The sequence below is a fragment of the Thioclava sp. UBA3469 genome, assembly GCF_002378135.1.
GTDB lineage: Bacteria > Pseudomonadota > Alphaproteobacteria > Rhodobacterales > Rhodobacteraceae > Thioclava > Thioclava sediminum.
On the sequence record NZ_DFRG01000170.1, the window covers coordinates 1 to 1,033 of the forward strand.

The window sequence follows — 1,033 nt, forward strand, 5'->3', positions numbered from 1 at the left end:
GCCGGGTGCTGACGATCTCACTGGCCGTGTTCGCCGCGATCCAAGGCCCGTTCGGTGACTGGCTTGTGGCCCGCGGGCAGGACGTATTCGAGGGCAGCGCGAAAACCGCCAAGGAGATCGACGCGGCGGGGCACACGCTCGATGCTGGTTTCGGCGTTCTGGTCTTCCCGCTGCAGGTCCTTGCAGCGATTGCGCTGTTCCGCTTCGGCCAGCTACTGCGCCGTCACCTGCGCAACGAGACCAATGGGAGCGAGGAAGGCGCGTTTCGCGACCGTCTTGTCGGCGCGCTCGGCAATGCGCTGATTGGCGTCGCTGTGGTCGCGCCGGTTCTGGGCGGGATCGGCTATATCAACGCCGCCAATGCGCTGATTTTCCCGACCATCCTGACGCTGGGGCTGATCGCGCTGGTCCTGGTGCTCAACCAGTTCTTCACCGATGTCTACGTGCTGGTCACCCGGCGCGAGGATGACGGCCGCGACTCGCTGATCCCGGCGCTGATCGGCTTCCTGCTGGGCCTGCTCGCCATGCCGCCTGCGGCGCTGATCTGGGGCGCGCGCCCGGCCGATCTGGCCGAGATGTGGACCCGGTTCCAGAACGGCATCTCGGTCAGCGGCGTCACGATCTCGCCCGGCATCTTCCTGACCTTCGCGATCGTCTTCGTGATCGGTCTGATGGTCACGCGGCTCCTGCAGGGGGCGCTGAAAACCTCGCTGCTGCCGAAGACCAAGATCGACAAGGGCGGGCAGAACGCCATCGTCTCGGGGCTTGGCTATTTGGGGATCTTCCTCGCCGCGATCATCGCGATCTCCTCGGCAGGGATCGATCTCAGCTCGCTCGCCATCGTCGCCGGTGCGCTCTCCGTCGGTGTCGGTTTCGGTCTGCAGACCATCGTGCAGAACTTCGTCTCGGGCATCATCCTGCTGATCGAGCGCCCGATTTCCGAGGGCGACTGGATCGAGGTGAACGGCCAGATGGGGATCGTGAAGGCGATCTCCGTGCGCTCCACCCGGATCGAGACCTTCGACCGCACCGA

1 protein-coding gene is annotated in these 1,033 nt (G+C 65.3%); it reads left to right on the top strand.

Annotation, left to right across the window (positions count from 1 at the left end; genetic code table 11):
• Window positions 1-1,033 (top strand): mechanosensitive ion channel family protein (locus B3D39_RS12720; RefSeq protein WP_286789758.1); only part of this gene is annotated, 1,033 nt, incomplete at both ends.